General features: G+C 72.7%; 16 protein-coding genes. 3 read left to right on the forward strand and 13 right to left on the reverse strand.

The window, feature by feature from the left end; translation table 11 throughout:
* Window positions 1-242: 242 nt before the first annotated feature.
* From kynU to ABEB03_RS01025, 3 genes are all read right to left on the reverse strand, one after another.
* The gene (gene kynU, locus ABEB03_RS01015) at window positions 243-1,457 is read right to left on the reverse strand and encodes a kynureninase (protein WP_345639809.1); all 1,215 of its coding nucleotides are present in this window, start codon (window positions 1,455-1,457) and stop codon (window positions 243-245) included.
* Complete coding sequence (locus ABEB03_RS01020) at window positions 1,450-2,295, reverse strand: tryptophan 2,3-dioxygenase family protein (protein ID WP_345639811.1); 846 nt, start codon at window positions 2,293-2,295, stop codon at window positions 1,450-1,452. Before ABEB03_RS01020 ends, kynU begins: the two co-directional genes overlap by 8 nt.
* Window positions 2,296-2,463: 168 nt before the next feature.
* Window positions 2,464-2,877 (reverse strand): DUF3151 domain-containing protein, encoded by a 414-nt coding sequence (locus tag ABEB03_RS01025; RefSeq protein ID WP_345639813.1) that lies wholly within the window; start codon window positions 2,875-2,877, stop codon window positions 2,464-2,466.
* A 154-nt stretch (window positions 2,878-3,031) separates the two neighbouring features.
* Between ABEB03_RS01025 and ABEB03_RS01030 the strand changes: the two genes are divergently transcribed.
* Window positions 3,032-3,589 (forward strand): hypothetical protein, encoded by a 558-nt coding sequence (locus tag ABEB03_RS01030; RefSeq protein ID WP_345639815.1) that lies wholly within the window; start codon window positions 3,032-3,034, stop codon window positions 3,587-3,589.
* On the opposite strand, the gene ABEB03_RS01035 is transcribed toward ABEB03_RS01030, so the two are convergent.
* The 8 genes from ABEB03_RS01035 to ABEB03_RS01070 all read right to left on the reverse strand — a co-directional run bounded on the left by ABEB03_RS01035 (window position 3,558) and on the right by ABEB03_RS01070 (window position 12,152).
* A complete protein-coding gene (locus ABEB03_RS01035; RefSeq protein WP_345639817.1) occupies window positions 3,558-5,111 on the reverse strand; it encodes an MFS transporter in 1,554 nt (517 codons plus the stop codon). The genes ABEB03_RS01030 and ABEB03_RS01035 overlap by 32 nt on opposite strands.
* A gap of 119 nt (window positions 5,112-5,230) precedes the next feature.
* Window positions 5,231-6,253, reverse strand: coding sequence for a class II fructose-bisphosphate aldolase (gene fbaA, locus ABEB03_RS01040; protein ID WP_345639819.1), 1,023 nt, complete (start codon window positions 6,251-6,253; stop codon window positions 5,231-5,233).
* Between the two features lie 231 nt (window positions 6,254-6,484).
* Window positions 6,485-7,036: an orotate phosphoribosyltransferase gene (gene pyrE / locus ABEB03_RS01045; protein WP_179332516.1), complete on the reverse strand. Its 552-nt coding sequence runs from the start codon at window positions 7,034-7,036 to the stop codon at window positions 6,485-6,487.
* Window positions 7,037-7,067: 31 nt separating this feature from the next.
* The gene (locus ABEB03_RS01050) at window positions 7,068-7,859 is read right to left on the reverse strand and encodes an aldose epimerase family protein (protein ID WP_345639824.1); all 792 of its coding nucleotides are present in this window, start codon (window positions 7,857-7,859) and stop codon (window positions 7,068-7,070) included.
* 35 nt (window positions 7,860-7,894) lie between these two features.
* Window positions 7,895-8,905 (reverse strand): SRPBCC family protein, encoded by a 1,011-nt coding sequence (locus ABEB03_RS01055; RefSeq protein WP_345639826.1) that lies wholly within the window; start codon window positions 8,903-8,905, stop codon window positions 7,895-7,897.
* 67 nt (window positions 8,906-8,972) lie between these two features.
* Complete coding sequence (locus ABEB03_RS01060) at window positions 8,973-10,622, reverse strand: polyamine aminopropyltransferase (protein WP_345639828.1); 1,650 nt, start codon at window positions 10,620-10,622, stop codon at window positions 8,973-8,975.
* A gap of 107 nt (window positions 10,623-10,729) precedes the next feature.
* The gene (locus tag ABEB03_RS01065; RefSeq protein ID WP_095935604.1) at window positions 10,730-11,248 is read right to left on the reverse strand and encodes a DUF2617 family protein; all 519 of its coding nucleotides are present in this window, start codon (window positions 11,246-11,248) and stop codon (window positions 10,730-10,732) included.
* Between the two features lie 586 nt (window positions 11,249-11,834).
* Entirely contained in the window at window positions 11,835-12,152 is a 318-nt protein-coding gene (locus tag ABEB03_RS01070) for a hypothetical protein (protein WP_345639834.1), read from the reverse strand.
* Window positions 12,153-12,338: 186 nt separating this feature from the next.
* Here ABEB03_RS01070 and ABEB03_RS01075 point away from each other — a divergent pair, with 186 nt between their 5' ends.
* Together ABEB03_RS01075 and ABEB03_RS01080 are read left to right on the forward strand one after the other, a co-directional pair.
* On the forward strand, window positions 12,339-13,526 hold the full coding sequence (locus ABEB03_RS01075; RefSeq protein ID WP_345639836.1) for a pyridoxal phosphate-dependent aminotransferase: 1,188 nt from the start codon (window positions 12,339-12,341) through the stop codon (window positions 13,524-13,526).
* A gap of 174 nt (window positions 13,527-13,700) precedes the next feature.
* On the forward strand, window positions 13,701-14,900 hold the full coding sequence (locus ABEB03_RS01080) for a hypothetical protein (RefSeq protein ID WP_425589157.1): 1,200 nt from the start codon (window positions 13,701-13,703) through the stop codon (window positions 14,898-14,900).
* Window positions 14,901-15,006: 106 nt separating this feature from the next.
* Here ABEB03_RS01080 and ABEB03_RS01085 read toward each other — a convergent pair whose 3' ends face one another.
* Window positions 15,007-15,537 carry a YbjN domain-containing protein gene (locus ABEB03_RS01085; RefSeq protein ID WP_345639838.1) on the reverse strand — a complete coding sequence of 177 codons (531 nt, stop codon included), beginning with the start codon at window positions 15,535-15,537 and terminating at the stop codon, window positions 15,007-15,009.
* A gap of 233 nt (window positions 15,538-15,770) precedes the next feature.
* Window positions 15,771-18,368: an ATP-dependent chaperone ClpB gene (clpB, locus tag ABEB03_RS01090; protein WP_345639840.1), complete on the reverse strand. Its 2,598-nt coding sequence runs from the start codon at window positions 18,366-18,368 to the stop codon at window positions 15,771-15,773.
* Window positions 18,369-18,401: the final 33 nt, after the last annotated feature.

The following is an 18,401-nucleotide window of genomic DNA, read 5'->3' on the forward strand; positions in this document are numbered from 1 at the left end:
CGAGAGGCCGGAGCCGCTCGCCGGGGGCGACCTACGCGAGGCGGCCCTTCGGCGGGGCCGGGTCGCCAGGGGCGCCCTTCGCGGGGTGGGCCTTCGGCGGGGCGGGGTGGGGTCGTCGGGCGGGGGCCGGAGCGGGTTCTCGCCCCCTCCGCCCCTGCCCGACCCGTACACCTGAGGGCTTCGCCCCCCAGACCCCCGATCGGCCTGGACGGCCTCGTCCTCAAGCGCCGGACGGGCTGAGATCAGCCCCCGAGCGTCCGCCCCAGTACCCGTGCCGCCCTCTCCACGTCGGCGAAGCCCACGTACAGGGGGGTGAAGCCGAAGCGGAGGACGTCGGGGTGGCGGAAGTCGCCGATCACGCCCTGCTCGATGAGGGACTTCATCACGGTGCCCGCGTCGGCGCAGCGCAGGGCGACCTGGCTGCCGCGGTCGGCGTGGGCGGGCGGGGTGAGGGACTCGACCCGGCCCTCGGGGACGTACTGCGAGACGCAGTCGAGGAAGAAGTCGGTGAGGGCCAGCGACTTGGCGCGGACGGAGTCGACGGAGACGCCGTCCCACACGTCGAGCGCGGCCTCCAGAGCGAGCATCGACAGGATGTCGGGGGTGCCGACCCGGCCGCGCAGCGCGCCCGGAGCGGGGGCGTACGTCGGGCTCATGCCGAAGGGTTCGGCGTGGGAGTTCCAGCCGGGCAGCGGCGAGTCGAAGCGGTCCTGATGGGCGGCGGCGACGTACAGGTAGGCCGGCGAACCGGGCCCGCCGTTCAGGTACTTGTACGTGCAGCCGACGGCCAGGTCCACCCCGTGGGCGTCCAGGCCGACGGGCAGGGCGCCGGCGCTGTGGCACAGGTCCCAGACCGCGAGAGCCCCCGCGTCGTGGATCGCGGCGGTGAGGGAGGGCAGGTCGTGCAGCCGGCCGGTGCGGTAGTCGACGTGGTTGAGGAGGACGGCCGCCGTGCGCGGGCCCAGCGCGCCGGGCACCTCGGCGGGTTCCACGGGGCGCAGCTCGCAGCCCGTCAGACGGGCGGCGGACGCGGCGATGTAGCCGTCGGTGGGGAAGGTGGTCGCGTCGACGACGATCTCGTCGCGGCCGTCGCCCGCCAGCCGGACGGCTCCGACCAGGGCCTTGAAGACGTTGACGCTCGTGGAGTCCCCGACCACGATCTGTCCCGGGGCCGCCCCGACGAGCGGCGCGATGCGGTCGCCGATGCGTTCCGGCGCCGTCCACCAGCCGCTCTCCTCCCAGGAACGGATGCGGAGTTCGCCCCACTGGCGGCGGACGACGTCGTCGATGCGGGCGGGGACGTCGGCCGGCAGCGCGCCGAGCGAGTTCCCGTCGAGGTAGACGGCGTCGTCGAGCACGAACCTCTTGCGCAGTCCGGCGAGTTCGTCGGCCGCGTCCAGCTGTGCGGCTCGTGCGCTCGGCTCGGACCGGACGGCGTTGCCGCGCGGCTCAGACATGGGACCTCGCCGTCCACAGCTCGGGGAACACGTTCTTCTGGGCGCGCTTCTCCAGCCAGGCCACGCCGGCGGAGCCGCCCGTGCCGGCCTTCGCGCCCATCGCGCGGCGGGTGGCGACGAGATGGTCGTTGCGCCAGCGCCAGACCAGTTCGGCGACGTCGGTCAGCGCCTCGCCGAGGCGGGCGAGTTCGTCGTCCTCGGGGCCCGCGTACAGGGCCGTCCACACGGCCTCGACGTCGCGGGACGGCTCGTAGCGGAGGGAGACGTCACGCTGCAGCACGGCTGCCGGGACGGCGTGCCCGCGCCGGGCGAGGAGCCGCAGGACCTCGTCGTACAGGCTCGGCTCGTGCAGGGCCTTCTCCAGCTCGGCGTGGACGCGTGGCGCACCCCGGTGCGGGACCAGCATGGACGCGGACTTCTCGCCGAGCAGGAACTCCATCCGGCGGTACATCGCGGACTGGAAGCCGGAACCCTCGCCGAGGGCGGAGCGGTACGCGTTGAACTGGGCGGGGGTGAGCTGGGAGAGCGGGCGCCAGGACGCGTTCAGCGCCTCCAGCTCCCGTACGGACCGCTTGAGCGCGGCGACCGCGACTGGCACCCGGTCCTCGCGCAGCGCGTTCGCAGCGGTCTCCCACTCGTGGACGATGACGGTGAACCACAGCTCCATGACCTGGGTCGTCACCAGGAAGACCATCTCTCCGGGGTCGTCGGAGAGGGTGTGCTGGAGGTGGGTCAGGACGTCCGCCTGGACGTAGTCCTCGTAGGGAGTCGTTCCCTGGAAGTCGAGATGCGGGGTCTCGGGCTCCGTGGCCTCGGCGGGCTGAGCCTGGTGGGACATCGCTGTCTCCTGCAATGTGCTCCGGGTAGCGGTCCGCCCCTGCCGTTACCGACACGGGGGCCCCGGTCCCCACCGGGCATCCTCCACAATCGTGCCCCGAAACCGCAAGGTCCGCCTGGTCACACCAGGCGGACCTGCACCCGCCCGGCCGTGGGCCGGGTTCCGGGGCTAGCCCAGGGTCTGGGCCGCCGTCGGCGAGGAGTCCTTCAGGAACTGGCTGCAGCGCTCGTACTCCTCCTGCTCGCCGATCGCCTGGGCGGCGCGGGCGAGGCCGTGCAGGGCGCGCAGGAAGCCGCGGTTCGGCTCGTGCTCCCAGGGCACCGGGCCGTGGCCCTTCCAGCCGTTGCGGCGCAGGGCGTCCAGGCCGCGGTGGTAGCCGGTGCGGGCGTAGGCGTACGACTCGACGACGCTGCCCCGCTCGTACGCCTCGTCGGCGAGCTGCGCCCAGGCGAGTGAGGAGGTGGGGTACTTGGCGGCGACGTCGGCGGGGGGCGTGCCGTTCGCCAGGAGCTCACGGGGCTGCGGGTCGTCGGGGAGGTGGGTCGGGGGCGGTCCCCCGAGGAGGTTCTCGTGAATCGTCATGGGTTCAGTCTGCTGCATTGTCCGTGATCGGTAACGGTTGCCCGCGGCCCTTATGGAACGACGGGTTCCGCGGGCACACTGCGATCACTCGCGAGCTGTACGTGCTCACGACAACGCGCGCACGGGGATGTGCGACGACGACGGGGGAATCCGCATGCGTACGACGACCGCCGCCCGGCTGCGCAGGGCCGGCGCCCTGGGCGCTCTCACCGCCGCGGCCCTGCTGGCCACCACCGCCTGCCAGCCGGAGGACGAGGCGCAGGGAGCGGCGTCCCCGTCGTCCACCGCCTCGGCCGGCACCGAGGCCTCCCCCTCCGCCGACGCGTCCGAGGCCCCCTCCGCGACGGCGTCCGCCACCGCGAAGGACCCCGCCTGCAAGGGCTGGAAGGGCATCGACCTCATGCTGCTGCCCGGCGTACGGACCGAGGGCGACCGCGCCTATCTGAAGGTCCAGGAAGGCACCTGGTCCTGCCCGAGCATCGACATGCCCGTCTGGCACGCGATCGGCCCGAAGCACGAGATACCGCTCTCCGCGACGGCGAAGATCACCGTGAACCACCCGCTCTACGACACCGAGGTCAACAAGCCGATGGACGTCCGTACCTTCCTGGACAAGGCCGACGCCGCGGCGACCGCGAGCCGGATGTACTTCGCCTACACGATCGACAAGACCGGCACGGTCACGAAGCTGGACCAGCGCCGGATGGCCTAGGCGCCCCCGGGGAGGGAGGGGCCGCGGCCGCTCGCCGGGGCTCCAGCGGGGGCGCCGTGACACAGCCGTGCATGAGGCACTCGGGCCGCCGGCAGCCGGGCACCGGACGCCGGACGGTCGCGAAGGCCAGCACCGCCCCGACCACCAGGACGGCCGCGCACAACGGCATCGCACGCCGGAACGCGGCGTTGAAGGCGTCCGCCTCGCGGTAGGCCTCCGGGCCCATCCCGGCGAGCAGCGGCAGCGCGGCCACGGCGATCAGGCCCGCCGCGCGGGCCGCCGCGTTGTTGATCCCGCTGGCCAGGCCCGCCCGCTCGGTGTCGACGGAGGCGAGGACGGTGGCGGTCAGCGGCGCGACCAGGGTGACCATGCCCGCCCCCATCACGAGCAGCGCGGGCAGCACGTCCACCGCGTACGACGCGTCGGGGCCCACCCGCAGCATCAGCAGCATCCCCGCCGCGCACAGCAGCGGCCCCACCGTGAGCGGGATGCGCGGCCCGATGTGCTGGGCCAGTTCACCCGAGCGGGCGGAGAACAGCAGCATCAGGACCGTCGTCGGCAGCAGCGCCGTACCGGCCTGGAGCGGCGAGTACCCCGCCACCACCTGGAGCTGGAGCGCGGTGAGGAAGAAGAAACCGCCGAAGGCCGCGTACACGCACAGGGTCACCAGGTTGACCGCGGTGAACTGGCGCGACGCGAAGATGTCGAGCGGCAGCATCGGATCGGGCCGCCGCCGTTCGACGAACACGAAGGCCACGCCCGCCGCCACTCCCGCGACCGCCGTCACGGCGACCACCACGGACCCGCTGCGGGCCTCGATCAGGGCGTACGTCACCAGTGCCAGCGAGAGGGCACCGAGAGCCGCCCCGAGCACGTCGAAGCCTTGATGGGCGCGCTCGTCGGACGACTCAGGGACGTGCCGCAGCGCGATCGGCGCGCACAGCAGCGCCACCGGGACGTTCAGCAGGAAGACCCAGCGCCAGCCGGGGCCGTCCACCAGCCAGCCGCCCAGGAACGGGCCCACGGCGGCACCGACGCCTCCGAAGCCCGACCACAGCCCGACGGCGCGGGCCCGGTCGTCGGGATGGAAGGACGCCTGGATGAGCGCCAGGGAACCCGGGGTCAGCAGCGCTCCCCCGACCCCCTGCAGAGCGCGCGCGGCGACCAGCACGGTGTCGGTCGGCGCGAGCCCGCACAGCAGGGACGCGGCCGCGAACCACACCACGCCCAGCACGAAGATCCGGCGCCGCCCGAAGCGGTCGCCGAGCGACCCGCCCAGCAGGATCAGACCCGCCAGCGTCAGCATGTACGCGTTCACGGTCCACTGGAGGGTCGTCAGTCCGGCGTCCAGGTCGCGGCCGATGCGCGGCAGCGCCACGTTCACGACCGTCGAGTCCAGCAACGCCATGCTGGAGCCGAGGACGGTGGTGAGCAGGATCCACTTGCCCGTCGTCGAGGAGATCCGTACGTCCGGTCCCGCTCCCGGCGTCTCCTGTGCACGCTTCTGCGAAGGCGCAGCCATACCTCGGAGGATACGGAAGGGCCCGGCACCGTGGGAGGTGCCGGGCCCGGCCGCGCGGTACTGCCGCGAAAGGACCAGGGCGGCCGTGGTCCGGCCGCCGCGGGGCTCCCGCGCGCCCGCTACTTCAGCTTGGTGCCCGCGGAACGCAGCGCCGCGCAGGCCTCGCTCACGCGCTTGGCCATGCCGGCCTCGGCGAGCTTGCCCCAGGTGCGCGGGTCGTAGGTCTTCTTGGAGCCGACCTCGCCGTCGACCTTCAGGACGCCGTCGTAGTTCTTGAACATGTGGTCCGCGACGGGACGCGTGAAGGCGTACTGGGTGTCGGTGTCGAGGTTCATCTTCACGACGCCGTTCTCCAGCGCGGTGGCGATCTCCTCGGCCGTGGAGCCGGAGCCGCCGTGGAAGACGAAGTCGAACGGGTCGGCCTTGCCGTGCTTGGCGGCGACGCCCTCCTGGAGGTCCTTGAGGAGCTCGGGACGCAGCACGACGTTGCCGGGCTTGTACACACCGTGCACGTTGCCGAAGGACGCGGCGAGCAGGTAGCGGCCCTTCTCGCCCAGGCCGAGGGCCTCGGCGGTGCGCAGGGCGTCCTCGACGGTGGTGTACAGCTCGTCGTTGATCTCGTGGCTGACGCCGTCCTCCTCGCCGCCGGTCGGGGTGATCTCGACCTCGAGGATGATCTTCGCGGCGGCGGCCTTCGCGAGCAGTTCCTGCGCGATGGCCAGGTTGTCGGCGAGGGTCTCGGCGGAGCCGTCCCACATGTGCGACTGGAACAGCGGGTTCGCGCCCTTGGCGACACGCTCGGCGGAGATGTCGAGCAGCGGACGGACGTAGCCGTCCAGCTTGTCCTTGGGGCAGTGGTCCGTGTGCAGCGCGACGGTGATGTCGTACTTGGCGGCCACGATGTGCGCGTACTCGGCGAGGGCGACCGCGCCGGTCACCATGTCCTTGTTGTACTGGCCGCCCAGGAACTCCGCACCACCGGTGGAGATCTGGATGATGCCGTCGCTCTCGGCCTCCGCGAAGCCGCGCAGCGCAGCGTGCAGGGTCTGGGACGAGGTCACGTTGATGGCCGGGTAGGCGAACTTGCCTGCCTTCGCCCGGTCGAGCATCTCGTTGTAGACCTCGGGGGTTGCGATGGGCATCTGTCCGCTCCTTGTATGTGCGGGTCTGCGTACGGCTGGTGCGGTACGTAGGGACTGGTGCTTACGGCCCTGACCTAGGGGGGCGACGTCATCGTCGTCCCCATCTTTCCAGACTTGGCCGGATGCTTGAGACACCCTGTCCGGGATACGGGACCGAGCCGCGGGACCCCGCCGCCGGCGGGGTCCGTCCGGCCGTCGCGCGGGACCGCGAGCGTATGCCGGTGCCGGGCCTCAGTCGAGGCCCAGCTCGTCCTTCGAGTAGGCGAAGAGGTACGGCACCCCGGCGCCTGCCTCGATCTTCTCGGCCGCGCCGGTCGCCCGGTCGACGATCGTGGCGACGCCGACGACCTCCGCGCCGGCCTCACGGACCGCCTCGACCGCGGTCAGCGGGGAACCGCCGGTGGTCGACGTGTCCTCGACGACGAGCACGCGCCGCCCCTTGATCTCGGGGCCCTCGACCCGACGCTGCAGCCCGTGCGCCTTGGCGGCCTTGCGCACGACGAAGGCGTCGAGCCTGCGCCCGCGCGCGGCGGCGGCGTGCAGCATGGCCGCGGCCACCGGGTCGGCCCCCATGGTCAGCCCGCCCACGGCGTCGAAGTCGAGGTCGGCGGTGAGGTCGAGGAGCACCTGCCCGACCAGCGGGGCGGCCTCGCCGTCCAGCGTGATCCGGCGCAGATCCACGTAGTAGTCGGCCTCAAGACCCGAGGAGAGGGTCACCTTGCCGTGCACCACGGCCTTGTCCTTGATCTGCTGCAGCAGCTCGCCGCGGGTGCCTGGCGGCATTACTGCGTTGACGTCACTCATGTCCGCCAGCTTAGAGGCGCCGCCAGCTCCAGGTGGTGGTCGCCTCCAGGGGCTCGATGGGGGTGACCAGGCGGGGGAGGGTGTTCAGGCCGTTGGGCGGCCCGGTCTGCGGCTCCACGCAGACGGCGGCCTCCTGCTCGTCGTAGACGACGACCCACTCCTCGCGGCTGGCGACCTTCAGCTCGATCCGCCCCGGCCAGGTGAGCGTCACGTCGACACCGTCCGGCATGCCGAAGCAGTCGTCCCAGGGGCCGGGCTTCGGCTCGGTCCGCCGGCCGGTGGGCAGGTGGTCGTCGCCGCGTTCCTCCTGCCAGGCGGGGGCGAAGTCGACGCGGACGTCGTCGCCGCCGTCGAGGCTGCGGTTGAACCAGGGATGCCAGCCGACCTGGGCGGGGAACGAGGAGCCGTAGGTCTCCACGGACATCGTGAGCGTGAGGGAGTCCTCGGCCAGCGTGACGGCGTGCGTGACGCGCGCGGGGTGCGGCCAGGGCTCCACGAGGTCGTAGGTGATCACGGCCTCGTCCTTGCCCGCGCGGGCGATGCGCCAGGCCCCGTCGCGGGCCGTGCCGTGGATGGCGTGCGGTGGGGAGTTCAGCGGCATCTGCCGTACGGTGGCGCCGTCGAGGAAGCGGCCGCCGCGGATGCGTCCGCACCACGGGACCATCGGGAAGCACCCGAACTTCGCGCCCTGCCGCAGCAGTTCGACGCCGCCGATCCGCAGACTTCCGATCCGTCCGCCGTTGGCCGGCGCCACGGTCACCTCCGCGTCGCCCGCGGTCAGCGTGATGTCTTCGTTACTCACGGAGTTGACCCTACTGGGGTGCGGGCCCCTCGTGGTCAGCGGCGCTTGCGCAGGGCCCGGGTCAGGGCGATCGCCGAGGCCAGGGCGAGGGCGGCCGCCGGGGCGGCCCAGCGGAGGGTAGCCCGGGCGGCGGCGGCCTCCGGGGGCGGGACCGGCGCGTACCGGCCGCGCGGCGGAGCGTGGTCCACCTCCTCGGCGCTGCGGCCGATCATCGTCCGGCGGGCGTGCGCCGCTTCGGCCATGGCGTCCTCGCCGTCCAGCACGTCCTCGCCGTCCTCCTCCATGTCGAACTCCTCGGCCGCGAACTCCCCTTCCATGAGGTCGTCGTCGGCCAGCGGGTCGAGGGACGGGGGCGGCACCTCCGTCTCGAAGACCGAACCGGGGGCGGGGGAGGAGTCGGGTGTGGAGTCGGAGGCGGCGGGAGTGGAGTCGGGGGCGGCGGCGTCGGCCGCGTGTCCGGATTCGGGCTCGGGCTCGGGCGTGGCATCGGGCGCGGTTCCGGAATCGGGTCCGGGCCGGACGGCCTGCCCGTTCGCGGTGGCCGGCGGCGCGTCCGTGACCGCCTCCGGCCCGTCGGCGGGCCCGGTGGACCGCTCCGGTTCCCGTTCCGCGGCCGCCGTCGGGGCGGGACCCGCGGCCAGGCCCTCGGCGAAGCGGCTCAGCAGCCGGGTGCCGGCCGAGGACACCGCGTCCGCGGACAGCTCCGCCACGCGGCCGTCGCCGGTGGCCGTGCCGCCGAAGGCGAGCGTCGTACCGCCGTCGGCGGGACGGAGGCGTGCGGTGAGGGCGAGCTTCACGGAGCCGCCGCCGCGGACCTCGCTCGCGTCGCCCTCGACGGCGTAGGAGCCGTCGTCCTGCGGGGTGACGGCGAGCCTGCCGCGATAGGTGATGGTGTGGCCGCCGACGCGGACCTTCAGACGGCCGCAGACGGGCGGCGTCCCCGCGTCCTGCTGGAGACCGGGAACCGCGCGGGCCACCCGGGCGGGGTCGGCCAGCGCCTCCCTCAGCCGCTCGGGCGGAACCGGAACGAACACCTCATGCTCCATGTCTGCCGAGCCTACCCAGCACGGCGCGGAACGCACCCGGGTATCACCGGATTCCCCCACGTGCTCCTCAGTCGGCGTACCGCGGATGCACCAGCTGCGACGGCGGCAGGTCACGGCCGACCTGGGTGCGCCGGACCGCGCGGGCGTCGGCCGCCAGGCCCGCCTGGGTGAGGGTGCGCGGCGGCGGGCCGTCCGACGGCAGCCGCAGGGGCACGGCCGTCCGGCCGGCCAGGACGAAGCCCCAGTCGCCCGGTGCGCCGGGCTCGCCGCCCCGCGCGCGGTCGGGGCCCGCCGCGAAGCCGGAGTTGCGGCCGCTCACGCGGTAGGGGGTGGTGCGCAGGCCGGCCGCCCGTATCGTCGCGTCCACGGTCCAGAAGGCGCGGGGGCGGGCGGAGACGGGTCCCGCGTGCACGACGAGGCGGCCGTCGGGGGCCAGGACGCGGCGGGCGAGTCCGTAGAACTCCTGGGAGTACAGCTTGGTGCTCGCGGTGATGCCCGGGTCGGGGAGGTCCGAGATCACCACGTCGTACGTGGAGGGCGCCGAGCGCAGCCAGCGGAAGGCGTCGGCGGTGACGACGTGCACGCGCGGGTCGTCGTAGGCGTGCCGGTTGAGGGCGGACAGGGCGGGGTCCGAGCGCGCCAACCGCACCACCTGGGAGTCGAGTTCGACGACGTCGACGCTGCGCACCCCGGGGTGGCGCAGCACTTCGCGCGCGGCGAGACCGTCGCCGCCGCCGAGGACGAGCACGCGCGCGTGCGGGCCGTTCATCGCGGGGTGCACGAGTGCTTCGTGGTAGCGCTGCTCGTCGCGGCCGCTGAACCGCAGGCGGCCGTCGAGGAAGAGGTGGAGGGGGCGGCCGTGGGTGCCGCCGGTGAGGACGACCTCCTGGACGCCGGTGCGGAGCGCGACGCGCACGTCCGCCCCGTACACCGCGTGCCGCGCGGCCCGTTCGAAGTCGTCGACGAGCGCTGCGGCCGAGGCGAGGAGCCCGAGGACGGTGACGTTGACGACGAGCAGGGTCCAGCGGGCGCGGCGGGTCAGGTCCCGGCGGAACAGGCCGAGGACGAGGGCGCCGCCCGCGACGGCGTTCACCATGCCGGTGAGCAGGGCGCCGGTGAGCTGGCCGAACATCGGGAGCAGCAGGAAGGGGAAGGCGAGGCCTCCGACGAGGGCGCCCACGTAGTCCGCCGCGAACAGGTCCGCCACCGCTCCGCCCGGGTCCTGGCGGCGGATGCGCTGTATCAGCTCCATGAGGAGGGGGACTTCGGCGCCGATGAGCAGGCCGATGGCCAGGGAGAAGGCCACCAGCAGATAGCGGCATCCGTCGGCCCACACGCCGCCCCAGCCGCCGGTCCACGCGAACACCGCGTACAGGGCCATCGCGCTGCACCCGCCGACCAGCGCGAGGGCCGCCTCGACGGCGCCGAAGCCCGCCGCGGCGCGCGGGCGCAGGCGTTTCGCGGCGAGCGAGCCGATCCCCATCGCGAAGACCATGACGGAGAGCACGACGGAGGCCTGGGTGACCGAGTCGCCGATCAAGTACGACGCGAGGGCGACGAGTTCGAGTTCGTACACGAGTCCGCACGCCGCGCAGACGAAGACACCGGCGAGGACGAGGAACCTCCCGATGCCCGGGCGGACCGGCAGCCGCGCCTGGCCCTGGACGCCCCAGGACGGCGGCGCGCCGGGGGGAGCTGGCGCGTGCGGATCGATCACGCTGGGAACGCTACGTCACGGCGCCACTACGCCTCGTCACCCACACGTGTGGAACCGCGGCGCTTTGTGGCACCCTGTCCGCCCGGCGCCGCTCCCGGCCGGCGCGGTCACAACGCCGCCGCCACCCGGACCCCGACCCTGGTGCGGGTCGCCACCAACTGGCCGTCCTGCGGGTACGCGTGCCAGGTGCGCCAGTGGATCTGCCCCTCGTGGCGCTGGGCGAGCATGGCGGTGAAGGCGTGCGGGCTGCCGGGGAAGACGCCCGCGAGGCCGTGGGGGTGGTCGGAGACGAGGGCCAGCAGCTCCTGGGCACGGCCGGCGAAGGAGCCGGGCGACAGCACCTCGACGCGGGCCGCGAACTCGTACTCCCAGTCGTTGATCCGCTTCGCCACGCCGAGCGGGAGGGGCGTGCTGCTGCCCGGGATGCAGGCGACGGTCTCGGAGCAGCGGCCCCGCTCCTCCTCCAGGAGCACCTGGTGGGACGCGCCGAGGAGTCTCAACTGGAGCTCCACCCCTTCCAGTTCGAGGTCGAGCGTGGCCAGGGCCGGCAGCGGTTCGCGGCCGAGGGCCCAGGCGAGGTCGGCCGCGCGCGTGTCGGTGTACGAGGTGTTCAGGGTCGTGAGCATGGGTCGGCTCCGCTAGCACGCAAAGAGAGGTGGGGTTCCGGCGCACCCGGTCGGCACCGGGGGAACGGCCCGGCCGGCCCGGTCAGGAGGACGCCCGAAGGACGGACCTGAAGGGGAGAAGGACCGGTCCCACGGGCGTCCCGGGACTGTAGGCCCAGGGCTGCGTTGGTGATTTAGAGGGAATCATGAACTGTGGCGCCACCACAGCGTTTTTACCCAACTTCGTGCGGTTTCCATCCCCCCGAGGGCTCCACAGCTCAACTGTTCAACTACGGCGTGCGCCCGGCGCGCGCCCGCGTCTGCCGGAAGCCGCCCCCGGTGTGCGACCGGGTCCTCCGGATCCGCCCCTCTCGATGCGCCGTCGCATATGCCGTGCGCGCGTACCTCCGGCGTGCCACGACGCCCGGCCCGTTCCCTCCGGCGCGACGGCGCATCGCCGGCGACGCGGGCGTGCCCGTCGGCGGTGCCGCCCGGCGGGCACGGGCGCCTGCCCCCGACGCGGACGTGCCCGTCGGCGCTGCCGGCCGACGGGCACGTTCGCGTGCTGCGGATGCGCTTCCCCCGAAGGGAGCTCAGCTGCCCCGTGTCAGCTGCCTCCCCCGCATCCGCCCCCGCCGCCGCACGAGGACCCGCCTCCGCAGGACGAGCCCCCGCCGCACGACGAGTGGCCACCGCACGAGTGACCCCCGTGGTGTCCGCCGGACGAACCGCTGCCGCAGGACGAGACACCGCCCGCCCCGCCGGCCCACCAGCTGCTGCTGCCGCTGCCCGAGGAGCCACGGCGTGAACGGCGGCCCCTCTTCGAGACGTTGACCTGCCCCACCTTGTTCTGGCTGCGGTCGGTGGCCATGAAGGCCACGACGACCACGATGCAGACGACCGCCAGGATGATGCCGATGAGCATGGCGTCACCCTCCTTTCGTTCCCCCGAAGAGGCCCCCCGTGGGCCGTGCTTCCCGGATCTGTTGTCTTGTTCGCTTCTTTTGGCGCTTCGTGTCGTTCCAGGTGCCGCTGTCGTGCGTGAGAGGGGGATGCCCCCGCGCCCGGCGGGCCAAAGCAGAGTTGAGGAACTCCAGAGCTTGGGCGCAGGATGACCGGCATGACCTCCAGCGAACGCCCCTTCCTCAACCGCCGGCTCGCCGAGTTCGGAACGACGATCTTCGCCGAGATGTCGGCGCTCGCGGTGAGTACCGGTTCGATCAATCTCGGTCAGGGCTTCCCCGACACGGACGGTCCGCAGGAGATCCGGGAGGCGGCCGTGCGGGCGCTGCGGGACGGGCGGGGCAACCAGTACCCGCCGGGGCCCGGCGTGCCCGAGCTGCGCGCGGCGGTGTCCGCGCACCAGGAGCGCCGCTACGCGCTGTCGTACGACCCCGACACGGAGGTCCTGGTGACGGCCGGGGCCACGGAGGCGATCGCCGCCGCGCTGCTCGCCCTGCTGGAGCCCGGCGACGAGGTGATCGCGTTCGAGCCGTACTACGACTCGTACGCCGCGTGCATCGCGATGGCGGGCGGGACCCGGGTGCCGGTGACGCTGCGCCCGCACGAGGGCAGCTTCCGTCTCGACCTCGACGAGCTGCGCGACGCCGTCACCGACCGGACGCGCCTGCTGCTGGTCAACACGCCGCACAACCCCACCGGCACGGTGCTCACCCGCGAGGAGCTCGCCGAGATCGCGAAGCTCGCCGTGGAGCGGGACCTGCTGGTGGTGACGGACGAGGTGTACGAGCACCTCGTCTTCGACGGCGCCGAGCACGTACCGCTGGCGTCGTTCCCGGGCATGCGCGAGCGGACGGTCACGATCGGTTCGAGCGGGAAGACGTTCTCGTTCACCGGCTGGAAGGTGGGCTGGGTGACGGCGCCGCCCGCCCTGGTCAGCGCGGTGCGGTCGGCGAAGCAGTTCCTGACCTACGTGGCGTCGGGACCGTTCCAGTACGCGGTGGCCGAGGCGCTGGCGCTGCCGGACGCGTACTTCGAGGCGTTCCGCGCGGACATGCTGGCCAAGCGGGACGTGCTGGCGGCGGGACTCGCGGAGGCGGGCTTCGAGGTCTTCCGCCCGCAGGGCACGTACTTCATCACGACCGACATCCGGCCGCTCGGCGAGTCGGACGGCTTCGCGTTCTGCCGCGCCCTGCCGGAACGCGCCGGTGTCGTCGCCATCCCGAACGCGGTCTTCTACGACCACCGCGAGGCGGGAGCGCCCTTCGTGCGGTTCGCGTTCTGCAAGCAGACACAGGTGCTGGAGGAGGCGGCGAAGCGCCTCAAGGCCGCGTGGTGAGCCGGGTGCCGCCCGCCCCGCGCGAGGCGGCGGAGAGGGGCTCCGCGGCGGGCCCGGACCTGCTCTAGCACCGTGGGCGCCGTCCGTGCGGGCGGCGCGCCGGGACCCCACGAACGCTACCCGCACAGCCGAGCAAAGCTCGCAAATGCCCCGTAAGTTACGCACAGTTCCGGTGTGACCCACCCGAGTACCCTCGCTCGCCCGGCTCTGACGGAGCCCGGGGACCGTGCCCGACCGTCCCGCCTCGCGCCCAGCCTGCCGGCCGCCGCGATGACCGCGCTGGGGCTGTTCGCCGCCGCGCGCCTCACCGGCATCCTCGCGCTCGCCGCGACAGCCTGGGCCACCGGCAGGCACCCGATCGTCCTGCTCGCACGGTCCTGGGACTCGATCTGGTACCTGGGGATCGCGGCGCACGGGTACGGCCGCACGCTCTACTTCCGCCCCACCGTCGTCCACAGCGACCTGGCGTTCTTCCCGCTGTACCCCGCGCTGGTGCGCGGCGTCACCGCCGTGACCCCGCTCAACGCGTCCACGGCGGGCCTGCTGGTGTCCTGGCTCGCCGCCGGGGCCGCCGCCTGTGGGATGTACGCCATCGGGGCCAGGCTGTACGGCCGCGCGGTCGGCACCGCCGTCGTCCTGCTCTGGGGGCTGCTCCCGCACTCGGTGGTGCTGTCGATGGCGTACACGGAGCCCGTGCTGACGGCCTTCGCCGCCTGGTCGCTGTACGCGGTGCTCGGCGGGCACTGGGTGTGGGCGGGCGTGCTGGCGGCGCTCGCGGGGCTGTCCCGGCCGAACGGCTTCGCGGTGGCCGCGGCCGTCCTCGCGGCAGCGGCGTACGAGGTCTGGCGGCTGCGCGCGCGGAAAGTTCCCCACAGGCTGTGGACGGGCGCCGCGCTCGCACCGCTGGGCTGGATGGGTTACGTGCTGTGGGTGGGCCGCCGCCGGGGCGATCCGCTCCGCGGCTACTTCGAGGTGCAGCGGCTGTGGGGCTCGCGCTTCGACTTCGGCGAGGGATCACTCCGCTTCGTCAAACACCTGCTGCTGGACGGCGACCGCTTCGTGTTCCCCGTGACGCTGGGCATCGTGGCCGCGGCCACGGTGCTCTACGCACTGCTGATCGCCGACCGCGCACCGCTGCCGCTGATCGTGTACAGCGGCGTCCTGCTGCTGATCGCCCTCGGCGGCTCCGGCTTCTTCGAGTCGAAACCGCGCTTCCTGCTCCCGGCCTTCCCGCTGCTGCTGCCGCTGGCGCGGGCGCTGGTGCGCACGGCGAGAGCCCGGCCCTGGCACGCGACCGTGGTGGTCGGCGCCCTGGCCGGGCTCTCTTTCGCGTACGGCGCGTATCTGGTGGTGCTCGCGCACACGCCGCTGTAGAACCGCCGGCAGGCGGGCCCCGTCGGGGCCGGGCGCGGGGAGCGTGCCCCGGGCCCGGACCGGAGGAGCCGGACGCAGCGGACGGGCCGAAGGAGGGGCCGGAGGACTACTCCTCGCCGTCCTCGGGCTTGTCCGCCTCGTTGATCTCCTGCTCCAGGCCGAGCTGCTCGACGAGCCACTTGTCGAACTCGATGGCGGCGCGCACCCAGCTCACCGTGGAGGACACGAAGTGCTCCAGGCTGACGCCGGTGCCGACCAGCATCTGCGCCTCGCCGATCAGGCGGACGGTGCCGTCGTCGTGGGTGTGGCTGTAGACCTTGGGCCACAGCGTGCGGCGGTTCCAGTCGTCGATGGACTCCAGCAGCGCGGGCTTCTCGTCGATCTGGTGCGGCCGGTCGTAGAACGTCCGCACCGAGAAGACCTGCTGGTCACCCTCGCCGCGGAACATGAAGTACGTACGGAACTGCTCCCACGGCGCCGCGAGGTCACCCTCTTCGTCGACGACATACTTCAGCTCCATCTGGTCCAGGAGCTGCTTCACGAGGTCCTGATCCGGGACCACGGGGCCCGCCGGCCCTTGGGGCTGCGGCTCGGGCTGGCCCCCGAAGTTCGGAATCGAGGACGGGTCGATGCTCACCGTGTATTTCCCTTCGTACGGATGCTGTCATCCTCTCCCATCCGGGGCGGGGAGTGGCAACCCCTGGCCGGTCCTTCAGCCGGTGGCTGACAAGATCCGGACACGGCCCCGCCCCGAGCCGACATGTCCCCGTCAGGAACAGGGGGAGCGGGGCGCGGCGGGCATCGCGTACGAGGACGGGGACACCGCCCTCGTACGCCCGCAGGCCCACTCGTCCCGGGCCTCCGGAAGGGTCACAGGGTCTTGCCGGTCGCCGGTCCCACGATCAGACCCTCGCCGAACTGGTCCACGCGGACCGTGTCGCCGTCCTTGACCTCGCCCGCGAGGATCTCCCGGGCGAGCCGGTCCCCGATGGCGGTCTGGACGAGACGGCGCAGCGGGCGCGCGCCGTACGCCGGGTCGTTGCCCTCGTCGGCCAGCCAGGCCAGGGCAGCCTCGGTGACCTCCAGGCCGAGCCGGCGGTCGGCCAGCCGCTTGGCGAGCCGATCGATCTGGAGCCCGGCGATGCGCTTGAGCTCCTCCTTGTCGAGGGCGGCGAACACCACCAGGTCGTCGAGCCGGTTCAGGAACTCCGGCTTGAAGGAGACCCGCACGGTCTCCAGCACCTGCTGCTTCTTCTCCTCCTCGGACGTCGTCGGCTCGACCAGGAACTGGCTGCCCAGGTTCGAGGTGAGGATCAGGATGGTGTTGCGGAAGTCGACCGTGCGTCCCTGGCCGTCCGTCAGCCGTCCGTCGTCCAGCACCTGGAGGAGGACGTCGAAGACCTCCGGGTGCGCCTTCTCGACCTCGTCGAGCAGCACGACGCTGTACGGGCGCCGGCGCACGGCCTCGGTGAGCTGGCCGCCCTCCTCGTACCCCACGTAGCCGGGCGGGGCGCCGACGAGCCGGGCGACGCTGTGCTTCTCGCCGTACTCGCTCATGTCGATGCGGACCATGGCCCGCTCGTCGTCGAAGAGGAAGTCGGCGAGGGCCTTGGCCAGTTCGGTCTTGCCGACACCCGTCGGGCCGAGGAAGAGGAACGAACCGGTCGGGCGGTCCGGGTCGGCGATGCCCGCACGGGTACGGCGCACGGCGTCCGACACGGCCCGCACGGCCTCCGTCTGGCCGATGAGCCGGCGCCCCAGCTCCTCCTCCATGCGCAGCAGCTTCTGCGTCTCGCCCTCCAGGAGCCGTCCGGCGGGGATACCGGTCCAGGAACCCACGACGTCGGCGATGTCGTCGGGGCCGACCTCCTCCTTGACCATGGTGTCCTTGGCGGCCTCCTCCTCCGCCTCGGACGCCTCCTCCAGGTCCCGCTCCAGGGCCGGGATCTCGCCGTAGAGCACCTTGGACGCGGTGTCGAAGTCGCCGTCGCGCTGGGCGCGCTCGGCCTGGCCGCGCAGGTCGTCCAGCCTCTCCTTCAGCTCACCGACGCGGTTGAGGGACTGCTTCTCCTTCTCCCAGCGAGCGGTCAGACCGCGCAGCTCCTCCTCCTTGTCGGCGAGGTCGCGGCGCAGCTTCTCCAGGCGCTCCTTGCTGGCGGCGTCGGTCTCCTTGCCGATCGCCAGCTCCTCCATGCGGAGCCGGTCCACGGCACGCTGGAGTTCGTCGATCTCGACGGGCGAGGAGTCGATCTCCATGCGGAGCCGGGAGGCGGACTCGTCGACGAGGTCGATGGCCTTGTCGGGCAGGAAGCGGGAGGTGATGTACCGGTCGGAGAGGGTCGCGGCGGCGACCAGCGCGCTGTCGGCGATCTGGACCTTGTGATGGGCCTCGTACCGGCCCTTCAGGCCGCGCAGGATCGCGATGGTGTCCTCGACGGTCGGCTCGGCGACCAGCACCTGCTGGAACCTGCGCTCCAGCGCGGGGTCCTTCTCGATCCGCTCGCGGTACTCGTCGAGGGTGGTCGCGCCGACCATGCGCAGCTCACCGCGCGCGAGCATCGGCTTGAGCATGTTGCCCGCGTCCATCGCGGAGTCGCCTCCGGCGCCCGCGCCGACGACCGTGTGCAGCTCGTCGATGAAGGTGATGATCTGCCCGTCGGAGTCCTTGATCTCGGCGAGGACCGTCTTCAGCCGCTCCTCGAACTCGCCGCGGTACTTCGCGCCCGCGACCATGGCGCCGAGGTCGAGCGCGACGAGCCGCTTGTCCTTGAGCGACTCGGGGACGTCGCCCTTGACGATCCGCTGGGCGAGTCCCTCGACGACGGCGGTCTTGCCGACGCCGGGCTCACCGATGAGGACCGGGTTGTTCTTGGTGCGGCGGGACAGCACCTGCACGACGCGGCGGATCTCCTGGTCCCGGCCGATGACCGGGTCGAGCTTCCCTTCGCGCGCCGCGGCGGTGAAGTCGGTACCGAACTTTTCGAGCGCCTTGTACTGGCCCTCGGGATCCGGAGTCGTCACCCGGCGCCCTCCCCTGGTCTTCTGGAACGCCTCTAGGAGCTTCTTGGCACTGGCGCCCTGCCGGGAGAGTACGTCGCCGGTCGAGCCGCCCTTCGCGGCGATGCCGATCAGCAGGTGCTCGGTGGAGAGGAACTCGTCCCCGAGCTCCTTCGCACGCTCGGCGGCGTCGGCGATGACGGCGAGCAGCTCACGGTTGGGCTGCGGCGGAGCGACGGTGGACCCGGTCACGCTGGGCAGGCCCGCGAGGACGCGTTCGGTGCCGGAGCGGACGGAGGGCTGGTCCGCGTCGACGGCGGCCAGCAGATCGATGATGTTCTCGTTGTCCTGCCCCTCCAGCAGAGCGAGCAGCAGGTGGGCGGGGGTGAGGTCCGGGTGCCCCTCGGACACGGCACGGCTGGTCGCCGCGTTGATCGCGTCCCGGCTCCTGTTGGTCAGCTCGGCGTCCACGTTCGCTTTCTCCTCCTGGTCTTCCCGACCGTC

It is taken from the genome of Streptomyces siamensis, assembly GCF_039543605.1.
Classification (GTDB): domain Bacteria; phylum Actinomycetota; class Actinomycetes; order Streptomycetales; family Streptomycetaceae; genus Streptomyces; species Streptomyces siamensis.

What these genes read in the sequence shown, in the direction of transcription:
- kynU (WP_345639809.1), bottom strand. Translation starts at nt 1,457, where the DNA reads ATGTCTGAGCCGCGCGGCAACGCCGTCCGGTCCGAGCCGAGCGCACGA.
- ABEB03_RS01020 (WP_345639811.1), bottom strand. Translation starts at nt 2,295, where the DNA reads ATGTCCCACCAGGCTCAGCCCGCCGAGGCCACGGAGCCCGAGACCCCG.
- ABEB03_RS01025 (WP_345639813.1), bottom strand. Translation starts at nt 2,877, where the DNA reads ATGACGATTCACGAGAACCTCCTCGGGGGACCGCCCCCGACCCACCTC.
- ABEB03_RS01030 (WP_345639815.1), top strand. Translation starts at nt 3,032, where the DNA reads ATGCGTACGACGACCGCCGCCCGGCTGCGCAGGGCCGGCGCCCTGGGC.
- ABEB03_RS01035 (WP_345639817.1), bottom strand. Translation starts at nt 5,111, where the DNA reads ATGGCTGCGCCTTCGCAGAAGCGTGCACAGGAGACGCCGGGAGCGGGA.
- fbaA (WP_345639819.1), bottom strand. Translation starts at nt 6,253, where the DNA reads ATGCCCATCGCAACCCCCGAGGTCTACAACGAGATGCTCGACCGGGCG.
- pyrE (WP_179332516.1), bottom strand. Translation starts at nt 7,036, where the DNA reads ATGCCGCCAGGCACCCGCGGCGAGCTGCTGCAGCAGATCAAGGACAAG.
- ABEB03_RS01055 (WP_345639826.1), bottom strand. Translation starts at nt 8,905, where the DNA reads ATGGAGCATGAGGTGTTCGTTCCGGTTCCGCCCGAGCGGCTGAGGGAG.
- ABEB03_RS01065 (WP_095935604.1), bottom strand. Translation starts at nt 11,248, where the DNA reads ATGCTCACGACCCTGAACACCTCGTACACCGACACGCGCGCGGCCGAC.
- ABEB03_RS01070 (WP_345639834.1), bottom strand. Translation starts at nt 12,152, where the DNA reads ATGCTCATCGGCATCATCCTGGCGGTCGTCTGCATCGTGGTCGTCGTG.
- ABEB03_RS01075 (WP_345639836.1), top strand. Translation starts at nt 12,339, where the DNA reads ATGACCGGCATGACCTCCAGCGAACGCCCCTTCCTCAACCGCCGGCTC.